This is a genomic window from Pistricoccus aurantiacus (genome assembly GCF_007954585.1).
GTDB classification, from domain to species: domain Bacteria; phylum Pseudomonadota; class Gammaproteobacteria; order Pseudomonadales; family Halomonadaceae; genus Pistricoccus; species Pistricoccus aurantiacus.
The window spans coordinates 1,906,134-1,918,472 of sequence record NZ_CP042382.1 but is presented as its reverse complement, the minus strand read 5'-3'; the positions used below and the strand labels follow the sequence as shown (position 1 = coordinate 1,918,472).

Annotated in this window: 12 protein-coding genes and 1 tRNA gene; 8 read left to right on the top strand and 5 right to left on the bottom strand. The window is 61.3% G+C overall.

What is annotated here, in order from left to right; translation table 11 throughout:
- The first annotated feature begins 46 nt into the window (after nt 1–46).
- Nucleotides 47–601, top strand: coding sequence for a transcription elongation factor GreB (greB, locus tag FGL86_RS09210; RefSeq protein ID WP_147184284.1), 555 nt, complete (start codon nt 47–49; stop codon nt 599–601).
- 11 nt (nt 602–612) lie between these two features.
- Here greB and FGL86_RS09205 read toward each other — a convergent pair whose 3' ends face one another.
- The 3 genes from FGL86_RS09205 to FGL86_RS09195 are packed head-to-tail and all read right to left on the bottom strand — an operon-like array spanning nt 613 to nt 3,161.
- Nucleotides 613–1,326 (bottom strand): SIMPL domain-containing protein, encoded by a 714-nt coding sequence (locus FGL86_RS09205; RefSeq protein WP_147184283.1) that lies wholly within the window; start codon nt 1,324–1,326, stop codon nt 613–615.
- Between the two features lie 30 nt (nt 1,327–1,356).
- Nucleotides 1,357–2,349 carry a methyltransferase gene (locus tag FGL86_RS09200; protein ID WP_147184282.1) on the bottom strand — a complete coding sequence of 331 codons (993 nt, stop codon included), beginning with the start codon at nt 2,347–2,349 and terminating at the stop codon, nt 1,357–1,359.
- Nucleotides 2,346–3,161, bottom strand: coding sequence for a methyltransferase domain-containing protein (locus FGL86_RS09195; RefSeq protein WP_147184281.1), 816 nt, complete (start codon nt 3,159–3,161; stop codon nt 2,346–2,348). Before FGL86_RS09195 ends, FGL86_RS09200 begins: the two co-directional genes overlap by 4 nt.
- Nucleotides 3,162–3,314: 153 nt before the next feature.
- Here FGL86_RS09195 and FGL86_RS09190 point away from each other — a divergent pair.
- A tRNA-Arg gene (locus tag FGL86_RS09190) sits at nt 3,315–3,391 on the top strand.
- A 69-nt stretch (nt 3,392–3,460) separates the two neighbouring features.
- Here the strand turns inward: FGL86_RS09190 and FGL86_RS09185 are convergent.
- A complete protein-coding gene (locus FGL86_RS09185) occupies nt 3,461–3,670 on the bottom strand; it encodes a CsbD family protein (protein WP_147184280.1) in 210 nt (69 codons plus the stop codon).
- Between the two features lie 250 nt (nt 3,671–3,920).
- Nucleotides 3,921–4,439, bottom strand: a complete 519-nt coding sequence (locus FGL86_RS09180) for a CAP domain-containing protein (RefSeq protein ID WP_147184279.1) — start codon at nt 4,437–4,439, stop codon at nt 3,921–3,923.
- Between the two features lie 130 nt (nt 4,440–4,569).
- On the opposite strand from FGL86_RS09180, the gene FGL86_RS09175 reads away from it, so the two are divergent.
- From FGL86_RS09175 to FGL86_RS09150, 6 genes are all read left to right on the top strand, one after another.
- Complete coding sequence (locus tag FGL86_RS09175; protein WP_147184278.1) at nt 4,570–5,469, top strand: cyanophycinase; 900 nt, start codon at nt 4,570–4,572, stop codon at nt 5,467–5,469.
- Entirely contained in the window at nt 5,466–8,090 is a 2,625-nt protein-coding gene (gene cphA / locus FGL86_RS09170; protein ID WP_147184277.1) for a cyanophycin synthetase, read from the top strand. The genes FGL86_RS09175 and cphA overlap by 4 nt, the downstream gene beginning before the upstream one ends.
- A complete protein-coding gene (gene iadA, locus FGL86_RS09165) occupies nt 8,087–9,250 on the top strand; it encodes a beta-aspartyl-peptidase (RefSeq protein ID WP_147184276.1) in 1,164 nt (387 codons plus the stop codon). Before cphA ends, iadA begins: the two co-directional genes overlap by 4 nt.
- Nucleotides 9,251–9,526: 276 nt before the next feature.
- Nucleotides 9,527–9,943 carry a CopG family transcriptional regulator gene (locus tag FGL86_RS09160; RefSeq protein WP_147184275.1) on the top strand — a complete coding sequence of 139 codons (417 nt, stop codon included), beginning with the start codon at nt 9,527–9,529 and terminating at the stop codon, nt 9,941–9,943.
- Nucleotides 9,944–9,975: 32 nt separating this feature from the next.
- Nucleotides 9,976–11,346, top strand: coding sequence for an extracellular catalytic domain type 1 short-chain-length polyhydroxyalkanoate depolymerase (locus FGL86_RS09155; RefSeq protein ID WP_147184274.1), 1,371 nt, complete (start codon nt 9,976–9,978; stop codon nt 11,344–11,346).
- 146 nt (nt 11,347–11,492) lie between these two features.
- Nucleotides 11,493–12,251 carry a formate/nitrite transporter family protein gene (locus FGL86_RS09150; RefSeq protein ID WP_147184273.1) on the top strand — a complete coding sequence of 253 codons (759 nt, stop codon included), beginning with the start codon at nt 11,493–11,495 and terminating at the stop codon, nt 12,249–12,251.
- Nucleotides 12,252–12,339: the final 88 nt, after the last annotated feature.

Here is a 12,339-nt window from a genome sequence, read left to right as displayed (position 1 = left end):
CTTGTAGAATCGCCGATCAAATGCCCCGACATTTCAAGGAAAAAACATGCAAGGCCGCAACATGACCCGCTGGCGGGACCCGGCCAAGGACCCGCGCCAGGAACCCAAGAGCCCCTTGATCACCGCAGAGGGCCAGGCGCGACTGCAGGGTATTCTCGAGCACCTTTCCCGGGTCAAGCGCCCGGCGCTTTCCGCCAAGGTGGGAGAAGCGGCGGCGCTCGGCGATCGCAGCGAGAATGCGGATTACACCTACAACAAGAAGGAACTCAACCGGGTCATCGCGCGGATTCGCTACCTGACCAAGCGCCTGGAGGAGGTGCAGGTGGTGGATCGTCTGCCGGCGGATAGGGGCAAGGTATATTTCGGTGCCTTCGTCACTCTGGCTCTTATCACCCCGGAAGACGAAGCCGGCGAAGAACTCGAGATCCGCATCGTCGGTCACGACGAGACGGATACCCAGAAGCGCTGGATCAGCGTCGACGCGCCGCTAGCCCGGGCGCTGCTCGGCAAGTCGCTCGACGACGAAGCCACGGTGGCCGCCCCGGGGGGCAGCACTACCTACCTGATCACCGAGATTCACTATCGAGACCCTCAGGCCTAGGTCCAAAGCGCTCAGTCTTCCAAGGCGTAATCGATGGTGGTCACCACCCGGACCTTCTTGAGGTCCGGGGTATAGCTGTCCAGGTCCTCGATGGAGAAATACCCTTGGCTGGCGCGCTTGATCGCGCCTACCCGGCTGCCGGAATCCTCGGCAAACTGCTGGGCGGCGCGGCGGGCGTCCGCGGTGGCTTCGGCGATCATCTCCGGCTTGATCCGCTCCAGATCGGTAAACAGGAATTCGGTACGGTATTCGTAGTTGGGCGACAGCAGCACCCCTTCGCGCACCAGCTGCGAGGTCTTCGGCAGGGCGGCCTTGACCGCGCTGACCTTGGGCGTGCGCAAGAGCACCGTGGCCTCGCCGGAATAGCGCTCTTCCGGCTGTGAATTGCCGTAATTATTGGCATAGCGATCCTGTACCTGGGGCGGCGTGACGCTGATATTGCTCGCATCGAAGCCCTGTGCCTCCAGGAACTCCCGAATCGTCGCTTCATCTTGAGCAAGCTCTGCCTGCAAGCCGCTCAGTTCGTTTCCGGCCACGCTATAGTGCAGCGGCCAAAGCGCCACGTTGGCCGCCACTTCTCGCTCGGCAAGCCCCTTGACGGTGACGCTGCGATTGGCATCCCGCCACACCTGGGCGGCATCCTTGATATAGCTGCCGCCCCACACCAGGCCGATCGCCACCAGGCCACCCAATACCAGCCCCTGCAGGGTTCGATCCACTGCCATTCCTTATCCCCTTTCAAGCAATTCATTAGATTAATTTTTTTGTACTTCGTACACCCGAAAACGCCGATCATCGGCGATGACACGAAAACTTCCGAAGGCAGCTTCGAGTCGATCCGCATAAGGCAGGAAGGTATTGGCGACCAGGACCAAACGTCCGCCTTTTTCGAGATGCGCTGGAGCCTGCTCGATCAGCCGCGCTGCCGGGCCATAATCGATGCTGCGCTCCTGATGAAACGGCGGATTGCTGACGATCACATCGAAGCGCTCATCATTCAGTGCCGAATACACATCGCTCGATAGCGCTCGACCCTCGAGCCGATTGGTCGCCAGGGTGCGCCGGGTGGCTTCCACCGCAAAGAGATTGCTGTCAACCGCGCTCACCCGGGCGCCACGTCGCGCCAGCCAGGCGGCGATCACCCCATCGCCACAGCCCATGTCCAGCACACGACAATCGCCTTTCGGCAGCAGCTCCGGCAGTGCCTCCAGCAATAGTTGGGTGCCCTCGTCCAGCTTGCCGTGGCCGAACACCCCGGGATGGCTGATCAGGGTCAGTTCCTGGGCCTCGAAGCGGGTCCAGGCCAGTTCCGGGTCGATACCCACTCGGCGCAGCTTGGTATCGAACAGACTGCAGCGCCGAGCGCTATCGAGCTTGCGACAGCCGAGCCCCAGGGCCGCAAGCACCTTGAGCACTCGCTTGATGCCGCCCTGGTTTTCTCCCACCACCTGAAGCGGCGTGCCCTCCGGCAGATCCTGGCACAGCTTGAGCAGCCACCACTCCCCCAGGGCATGGGTCTTGGGCCAGAATAGTACCGCTCCCGGGGGCGAGCCCAGATCGCTATCCAGCGCCGAATGCACGGGTCGGCCTTGCTCGCGCCAGGCCTCGAGAATCGAGTGATCGGCGCTCAGCAAACGGCCCTGCCCCGCTTCCAGCCAGGTATCCCGAGGCGGCGCTACCCACAGCCAGTCGCGGTAATCCATGTCCTGGCGTTGCAGTAGCTGGCAGACCGGCGTTTGCGCGCTCATGAATCTTTCTCCTGGATGGTCGGCTTGCGCAGGGTATACAACAGATAGCGCCCCAGTCGCCAGTAAGGCTCCGCTTCGCAGTAGCGGTGTTCCAGCTCGATCAGCTTGGTCAGGGTATCTCCTTGGGGATCACGCTCGCGAAGATAATCATAAAAGACTCGAACGCCCGCCACCGCTTCCATCACCAGATCATTTTCCGTCGCCCAAGCCTCGATATCCGCATGGGTCAGCGGTGAGATCGGCGTCAGTCGTTGACGCTTGCCGGTACCCGCCAGACGATCGTCCAGCACCTTGTCCAGATTGCCCTTGACGATATTGGAGAGCCGCAGCGCGTCACGGTTGAACACCATCAGCGATAGCTGGCCACCGGGTGCTACCAGCGAAGCGAGAATCCGCAGCGCCTCTCGCGGATCCGCCAGCCATTCCAGCACCGCATGGCAAACCACCAGCGACCAAGGCCCTGGCGCTTTTTCCGGCAACGCCTGTAGCGTCGTCTGAATCAATTCCACAGGCTGACCTTCAAGCGCCTCCCGCGCTCGGGCCAGCATTTCCGCCGCCGGCTCCGCCAGGGTCACCCTATGGCCGCGCTCCGCGAACCAGGCCGCCATTTGCCCTAGCCCACCACCCACGTCCAGTACCCTTTGTCCTCGTAGATCAAGCTGGCGCGGCAGCAGCGCATTCAACAGGCGCAAGCGAATCTCGCCTCGAGAAGTGGCGTAAAGGCTGGTGGCGAACTTGTCCGCCAGGCCGTCGAAATGACGATCGCCCAAAGGAGAAAGTGGTGAGATATCACTTGAAGAAGAAGCTGACATGAAAATCGCAGGCGGCATCATCGGGCAATGAGGAGGCTACTCTAGCATCGATCACCGCCCGGACCGAATCGGGTTTAACTTGCCCGGCACGCGCTTTATACTGTGCCCCGCCCGCGACACAGTTCCTGGTATACAGGATGTCTCGCCTTTTTAGCCCCCATAGCTCAGCTGGATAGAGCGTCCCCCTCCTAAGGGGAAGGTCTCAGGTTCGAATCCTGATGGGGGCGCCAGTAAAAAAACGCCATCGCCGGACCGCTTTCACGGCCCGGCGATGGTTCGATGCAAGCTGGGAATCAGTGCTACGGATTATTGGTCTTTTGAGAATCGCTTCCTGGATCGAGAGCATCCTTCACGTTGCCCTTGGCTCGCTTGGCGTCTCCCTTGGAGGCCTGCGCCTTGCCTTCGGCTTCGGTACTCTTGTCATCACTGGCCTTGCCCAGCGCCTCCTTGATCTTGCCTGCCGCCTTGTCGATCATGCCTTCGGACTTGTCCGTCTTGGAATCCTTCATCGTCTCTCTCCTGAGTAGTGTCCTACGCGATTGTCTACTTGATTCTACTGACACCATGGGTCAGCGATTGAACTGGAATGCCTTTTACTATTTCTATTTTCCATTCACTCGCTATCAGCGTAGCAGTATTTTGGAAAAGCAAAAACAGGCCTTTGAGCGAGGGGCTTTGGCCCTGGAGCGAGTCATCGCTCAGCCAGGCAGCCGTCACAGGCGTTGAAAAGAAGCACGAAAATCGAGTTCTGCTGCCTCTCTACTTCGGCCTGGCGAAGATCTGCGTCCAGTAAGGCGAGTACACGGAACCCGGCGCTTGTGCCCTGGCCATGCCCATCTCGCTAAATTTCTCGCTCATGAGATTGGCGCAGTGGCCCGGGCTCGAAAGCCAGCCTTCGATCACCGCCTCGATGGAATCCTGTCCCGCGGCGATGTTCTCCCCCACCGCCCACCAGTCGTAGCCTTGATCCCGCACCCGCTCTCCAACATCTTTACCGGAAGGGCTGGTATGACTGAAGAAATCGTTTTCCGCCATGTTCTTTGCGTAGTCCTTGGCGGCTGCCTCCAGGGCGCAGCTCCAGGTCAGCGACTCGACGGCCTGAAAGGATTCGTCACCGCACTGGCGGGGCTGACTTCTGGCCTGGTTGACCCGCTCGAGCCAGGCCTGGTGGGTTTCGCTCGGCGAGCAGGAGGGAGGCTGCGCGCTATCGGCAGGAGAAATCGCGGAAAAAACCAGCAACGTAGCGCCAGCCGACAAGTACAAGAAGCGGTAAGCCATGGGATTTACCTTGTGTTTTTTTAACCATACAACGAAAACGAAAACGCCGTTATGTGAGTAAAAGCGCCGTATACTCAGGGTATTGCTTAGGCATTTCCCTGGCCGTATCGTTTAGTCGCGAAGGAAAAGAATGACAATACATCGCCCTATTTCATCAAGCGCTATTTCATCAAACGCCGTCTCATCAAGCCCCGGCTCACCGGGCCTTCTCGTGGCCATCGGCGGCGCGGAGGACAGAACCTCCGATCTTGCCATCCTGAAACAGGTCTTTGCCCTCGCCCCGGAAGGCAACAGCGAAGTCGTGGTCATCGCTGCCGCAAGCTCCATCCCGGGTCAGATACTTCCCGTCTATAGAGCAGCCTTCGAACGCCTGGGTGCGAGTCGAGTCCATACGCTGGCGATGCAGGATCGCCGTCAAGCCGCCGACCCGGAGGCAGTGCGCCTGATCGAGCGAAGCGGGGTTATTTTCTTTACCGGTGGTGACCAGCTTCATCTGACCAGCGCCATAGGCGGCTCCCCGGTGCTGGAAGCCATCCGTCAACGCTCCGGGGCGGGTGCGGTGGTGGCCGGCACCAGCGCCGGCGCCGCGGCGCTGCCGAGCACCATGATCTACGGCGGCGCCGCCGAGGATGCCTTGCGCAAGGGCGCGGTCCATATGGCGTCAGGTCTCGGGCTGGTCAGCGGCCTGATGATCGACAGCCACTTTCTCAACCGGGGGCGATTTACCCGCTTGATGGAAGCCGGCGCGTCCAATCCGGGACAGTTGGGCGTGGGAATCGGCGAGGACGCGGCGGTGATCATTCACCCAAATCGGGTTCTTGAAGTCATCGGTTCTGGACATGTGATCATCATCGACAGCCAGAAGCTGGCAAGCTCGAACATCGCCGCCCTGTCGATGGGAGAACCCGTGGCCATCGAGAACACGATCGTACATGCCTTGATCAGCGGACATGGGTTCGACATCGATGCACGCCGTTACCTCGTCGCCGACGAGCTCACTGCTGTTCTCAAGGAAAAGGAAATCCCATGAACATCCTGGAACACCGCGCCCTGCGCGGCCCGAACTATTACAGCCGCTATCAGGCCATTTTTCTGCGCCTGGACATCGGCGAGCTGGAACAGCGACCGAGCGATACCGCCCCGGATATCGTCCAGCGCATCAGCGAACTCATTCCCACGCTGCAGGAACACCGCTGCTCCGTGGGCCGCCCCGGCGGGTTTCTGGAGCGGCTGGCTCGCGGTACCTGGGCCGGCCATATTGTCGAGCACGTGGCCATCGAACTGCAGAATCTGATCGGCTTCTCCGTCGGCTACGGCAAGACCATCGACGCCTATGACAGCGGTATCTACAACGTCATCTATCGCTATCGGGACGAGGCCTGTGGTCTCGCCGCAGGGGTGGAAGCCGTGGATTTCGTCGAACGGCTGTTCAGCGGCGACGCCATCGACATGCCCGCCATCATCACGCGGCTCAAGAATGTGCGCGACGACAACATGCTGGGGCCATCCACCGCCGCTATCGTCGAGGCCGCCGGGAACCGTGGTATTCCCAGCACGCGTCTGAGTGAAGACAGCAGCTATGTACAACTAGGCCAGGGCCATCGCCAGCAGCGCATCCAGGCGACGGTGACCTGGCGCACGAATCTGATCGGCGCCGGCATCGCCGACGACAAGAACTGGACCAAGCAGATACTTGACGACGCAGGCATCCCGGTACCCCAGGGACGAGTTTGCGAGTCCTATAGTGAAGCACTCGACATCGCTCGAGACATCGGCTATCCCGTCGTAACGAAACCGCTGATCGGCAATCACGGTCGTGGTATCAGCACGGATATCGATGACGACCAGGCACTGCGAGAGGCCTTCGATATCGCGGCTAACCGCTACCCTTCGGTCATCGTCGAGAAATACGTCAAAGGCGAGGATCATCGCCTGCTGGTAATCAACGGTCAGCTTGTTGCCGCCGCCAGACGACGTCCCGCTCATGTGATCGGCGACGGTGAATCCTCCATTCAAGCGCTGGTGGACGTGGAAAATGGCGACCCGCGCCGCGGTGTCGGCCATGAAAACCTGCTGACGCAGATTCAAATAGACGAGCAGTCGCTGCGCTTGCTCGATCAGCAGAACCTGACCCTGCAAAGCGTGATCGCCAAGGATGAAATCGTCTACTTGAAGTCCACGGCAAACCTGAGTACCGGGGGCACCGCCACGGACGTGACCGACGACGTTCACCCGGAAGTCAAATACGCTGCGGAACGTATCGCACGATTGATCGGGCTCGATATCATCGGTATCGATCTGCTGTCGGAAACCCTGACTCGGCCCCTGGAGGACCAGTCCGCCGCGGTGGTGGAGGTCAACGCCGGCCCCGGTTTTCGCATGCACCTGTCTCCCACCCATGGGCTGGGCCGCAACGTGGGTCGGCCGGTAGTGGACATGCTGTTTCCGGACAGCGACGACAACGGCCGCGTTCCCATCGCGGCCGTCACCGGCACCAACGGCAAGACCACGACGGTACGCCTGCTCGCACACCTGCTGCGTCATGCGCGCCGCAGCGTCGGCATGGCCTGTACCGGCACCATCGAGATCAATAACCATGTGATCATGCGCGGCGACTATAGCGGCCCTCAGGCCGCCGCCATCGTGCTGCGGGAGCCCACGGTGGAGTACGCGGTACTCGAGGTTGCCCGGGGCGGCATCATGCGTCGCGGGCTCGGTTTCGACGAGTGCGATGTCGGCGTATTGCTCAATATCGCCAGCGACCACCTGGGCGAACACGATATCCATACCCTGGAGGAACTGGCTCGCTGCAAATCCGTGGTGATCGATGCGGTGCGCCAAGGCGGCACGGCAGTACTCAACGCGGACGACCCACGGGTGCTCGACAGTCGGCAATGGGCCCGGGGCAATATCGTCTTCTTCACCCTGGACCCCGACTCGCCGACGATCCGCGAGCATGTCAACGAACACGGCGTGGCCTTCACCGTGCACAACGAGCGTATCGTGATGCGCCAGGGCAAGGTGGAGGCCGAGGTGGTTCCGGTCTTTGAAGTGCCGCTTACCTTCGAGGGACATGCACGCTTCAACGTCGCCAATGCCCTGGCCGCCAGCGCCGCCGCCTATGCGCTGGGACTTTCCATCGCGGATATCCAACGGGGCCTGCAGACGTTTCATCCCACGCCGGGCCAGAACCCCGGGCGCACCAATTTCATCGAAGCGGCGGGCATGAAGGTGCTGATCGATTATGGGCACAACGTGGCGGCCCTCGAGGCCCTCGGTGAACTGGTCAGCTGTATTCCGGCGCATCGACGCCTCTGTGTCGCCGGCGCGCCGGGCAATCGCCGTGACGAGGACCTCGTGGCCCTGGGTGCCCAGCTCGCCAGAATGCACGACAGCTTGTTTATCTTCGATAGCGACCCGCGCGGACGCGCCCCCGGTGAAACCAGTGCGCTGATACGCAGCGGTGCGGATTCAATAGAAGACAACTGCCAGGTGGAGGTTTTCATGGAAGAGCGCCAGGCGGTCGCAAAGGCGTTCGATCAGGCAAGCGAAGGCGATTTGCTGGTGCTGTTGATAGACGACACGGAAAGCGCTATCGAACGTCTCCGGGGACGCCGCTTCGCCCCGGATGCGAGCGGAGATCCGACATGAAGCGACATGATCCGGATCTTCCCTTGATGACCCTGCTGCGGGTGGGTCGTATCCATGCGCCGGAACCGCTCGAAGCCACCGATATCCTGATCGCCGATGGACGAATCGCCGCCCTGGGGCGCGATCTTGATATTCCCCAAGGCTGGCCGGTGCATCGGGTGGAAGCACCGGATCTGATCGCCGTGCCGGCCTTCATCGATCAGCATGTGCATGTCACCGGTGGCGGCGGCGAAGGGGGTGGTGGCAGCCGTTGCCCGGCGATCACCGCTCGGGAAATCGCCGCCATGGGAATCGCCACGGTAGTCGGCGTACTGGGCACCGACAGCATCAGCCGCTCCCCGGCGGACCTGCTCGCCAAGGTGCGCGACCTCAAGGCGGAGGGCATTGACGCCTACATGTATACCGGCGCCTATCGGGTGCCGCCGCCGACCCTCACCGGTGACCTGCAGCGTGATCTGGCCTGGATTCCCGAGGTGATCGGCCTGGGGGAGCTGGCCATTTCGGACCACCGTTCGAGCCAGCCGCGCCAGGACGAGATCGAACGGCTGGTCAGCGAGGTGCGGGTCGGCGCCATGCTGGCGGGCAAGCGCGGTATCTGCCATTTCCACCTCGGCGACGGCAAGCGCGGACTGGAACCGCTGCGTCGCCTGCTGGCCGAAACGGAGATCCCCGCGGACCAGGTGATCCCCACCCACGTCAACCGCCATCGCGCCCTGCTCGAGGAGGCTGCGGACTATGCGCTGACCTTCGCCGCCTGCGTGGATGTGACCGCCTTCGATGAGCTTGGTGAGGACGATCCTTCCGGCTTCGACGCGGTTTGCCTGTTGCTCGATCGCGGCGTTCCGGTGGAGCGCATCACCATGAGTTCCGATTGCAACGGCAGCCTGCCGGAATTCGACGCTCAAGGCGCTTACCTGGGCATGCGGGTGGCGCGCAACACCGCCCTGGTCGCGGACTGGCAGCGTCTGGTGAATGAAAAGGTGCTGCCCCTCGAGGACGCCCTGGGCGTGATTTCCGGGAACGTGGCCCGGGTGCTCGGGCTGCACCACCGCAAGGGACGCCTGGCCGTCGGATTCGACGCGGACATCACGCTGCTGGACAGCCAGCTTCAGCCACGGCGGACCTTCGTGGGCGGCCGGTGCGTTTATCCCGAAAGATAAACCGGCTTTGCGGGATAACCTCCCGCCCTTCTTATCCTGCCAGTTCCTCCCTTGATACTGACTTACTTGATAGTTCCTTCCTCGGTTTTTCTTCTCTTGATGACCCGGCGCCCGGCCTTGCGCCCTTGTCATGATTGACGCGCTTGTTTTCTTGACGGCTGTCTTTCCTTGACAGAGACTCGGATACGCTATATACCATCCATATGGATTCTAATTGGATGGTATATAGAATCCAAGCGGAATCCCTATAGATGCTGAATAACGAGGAAAGCCACGATGAGCGTGCATGAGCTAAGACGCAAACCGAGCGACACCACCGAGAAGCTCACTATCAATCTGGGGGTGATCGACCTGGGACAGATCGATCTGCTGGTACAGGAAGGCTTCTATTCCAACCGCAGCGACCTGATCCGTACGGCGATTCGCAACCAGCTGGCGACTCACGCGGAAGTGGTCAAGGAAACCGTCGCCCGCAAGACCTACGTGCTGGGCCTGCAACATTACAGCCGTGCCGATCTCGAGGCGGTACAGGCCCGGGGAGAGGCACTGCAGATTCAGGTACTGGGGCTTGCGAGTATCGCCGAGGATGTCTCCCCGGAACTTGCCCTGGCCACCATCGAATCCATCGCCGTACTCGGCGCCCTGCAAGCCAGCAAGGCGGTCAAGGCCGCCCTGGCGGACAGAATCCACTGACGGCGGGGCAATCCACGCCGAGGAGCATTTCAATGAACCTTTCCATCAATGAAACGATCATGGCCAACCTGCAGGAAGCCACTCGCTTGACCCAGGCGGGCCAACTGCAGGAAGCCACCGCGATGATACAGCGGGCGCTGAACGGCGAGTCGGGTTCGAACGAAAACGGCGAGCCCGCGGACGCTCGAGGCGAGACCATCGAAGGAAGCTATCGGGTGGTGGACGAGGCAAAACCCGATACTGTCTCTCGCTCTCGCGACAGTGCCGCCCATTCAAGAACCGCTCAGCAAGATCGAGTGCAGTCCCCTGCGCCACGCCAACCTTTCGCTGTCAGTCCGAATATCGGCGGCCTTAACGCCGGCGGTCTGGGCGATCTGCTGCGCGGCAAGCTGGCGGGATTGCAAGGAGGCTTGCAAGAGGGTTGGCAAGGCGGGTTGCAAGGGCTGAACACAGGGTTCGCCACCCCCACGGAAGCGCTGCCGGAAGGTGCAACCTTTACCGGCGGCACCTTCGCCAATCAGGCGGGCAGCCGGGATTACAAGCTGTATGTTCCCAGCGGCTATCATGGCCAGTCCCTGCCGCTGGTGGTCATGCTGCACGGCTGCACCCAAAATCCGGATGATTTCGCCGCCGGCACCGGCATGAACACCCTGGCGGAAACGCAGCCCTGCCTGGTGCTCTACCCCGCCCAGCCTGCCTCCGCCAATCATTCCAGGTGCTGGAACTGGTTCAAGGCAAGCGATCAGCAGCGCGAACGCGGCGAACCGGCGATCATTGCCGGCATGACGCGCCGGATCATCGAGGAGTATCACCTGGACGAAGCCCGCGTCTATGTGGCGGGACTGTCCGCCGGCGGCGCCATGGCAACGACGCTGGCCATGACCTACCCGGATCTGTTCGCGGCGGTGGGCGTTCACTCCGGGCTTCCTCACGGCGCCGCCCAGGATCTGCCATCCGCTCTCGCGGCAATGCAAGGCGGCAACGGGCCGCTGGCGAGCCTCGACAAGCAGGCGGATATCCGCGCGAAATCCTCATCGGCTCGGACCATTCCCGCGATCATCTTCCACGGCGATCGGGACGCCACGGTGCATCCCAGCAACGGCGATCGGGTCGCGGCGCAATATCTGCCTTCCGCCGGCACAGGAAAACACGCGAAAAGCAACATGGGCATGCAAAGCGAGCGCGGTCAGGTACCCAATGGTCATGCCTATACCTGGACGACGCATCATGATGCGAAGGGTCAGGCCATTCTGGAGCAGTGGTCGATTCACGGCGCGGGCCATGCCTGGGCCGGCGGCACCTCTCGCGGCTCCTATACCGACCCCAGGGGCCCGGATGCCAGCAAGGAGATGCTGCGCTTTTTCCTGACGCACCCGAAAGACGTATCATCAGGGAGAAAATAATCGCAAGATAAATCGATAAGCGACTCAAGACCTAAAAACCGCTGAAGGCTTTCATAAAAAACCGCTGAAGGCTCTCAAACCTCGAGGACGCCTCATTGTCGAACGAATCCAACACTTCAAAAAGCGAAGATTTTGACGACGGTCGCATGCCCACTCAAGCGGCGGGCGTACACAAGACCATTCGCAGCGAAGGCGAGAAGGAGCTGTCGCGCACCGTTTCCGCCTTGTTCTGGTCGGCGCTGGCCGCCGGGATGTCGATGAGCTTCTCGATGCTGGCCAAGGGCTTGCTGACCTTTCATCTGCCGGACAGCAGCATCGGCTATCTCGTGGCGTCCCTGGGCTACACCATCGGCTTTCTGATCGTGATCCTCGCCAGGCAGCAGCTTTTTACCGAAAACACGGTGACCGCGGTCCTGCCCTTGATGAGCGAGCCGCGTTTTTCCAAGCTGCTGTGCCTTCTACGGCTGTGGGGCACGGTGCTGATCGGCAACCTGCTGGGTACCGCCATCGCTGCCTACGCGATCATCACCATGCCGGTCTTCGACAGCGAGACACACCAGGTATTTCTCGGCATCGGCAAGCATCTGCTGGAAAACGATGGCGGCATGATGTTCGCCAAGGGCGTGTTCGCGGGCTGGCTGATCGCCACCATGGTGTGGCTGCTCCCCGCCGCCGGGCAGGCCAAGATCGGGGTGATCCTGATCATCACCTATCTGGTGGCGATCGGCGGTTTCACCCACATCATCGTCGGCTCCACGGAGGTGCTCTATCTGGTGTTCGACGGCAAGGTGAGTTTCGGCGTCTATCTGCTCGACTTCGTACTGCCGGTGCTGTCGGGCAACGTGGTGGGCGGCACCTTCATCTTTGCCCTGATCAGTCATGCCCAGATTCGCAGCGACAAGTGACAAAGAATCAACTATTTCAGTCATCCGGCTGAAAAGACGTCACGCCCAAGCCGACTCCGCCGAAACGGCGGGGTCAGCTACAGCTACC